At 45.9% G+C, this 233-nt stretch carries 1 protein-coding gene; it reads right to left on the minus strand.

Annotated elements, in window-relative coordinates:
• Window positions 1-45 precede the first annotated feature (45 nt).
• Window positions 46-233 (minus strand): HNH endonuclease (locus Q4563_RS22885; protein ID WP_303606185.1); only part of this gene is annotated, 188 nt, incomplete at its 5' end.

Below are 233 nucleotides of genomic sequence, written 5' to 3' on the forward strand. Positions count from 1 at the left end.
AAGCAATACAGCAAATAGAGCATGCACAGGTAATTCATTGTGGCATTAAGAGCACATTTCAAGCCTCTCCATTAACTTTTGTCCACTACAGTCCACCACATGCAACTGCCGATGGCAATTGGGATGTAACAGCACCAGATTTTCCAGCTTGTCACTTCCGCCCTTGTGCCGTTCGAGTACGTGATGAATATTCCACCCCGTTTCGGACGTTATAAACTGCTTGCACATAGGAC

The organism is Gilvimarinus sp. 1_MG-2023, from assembly GCF_030548285.1.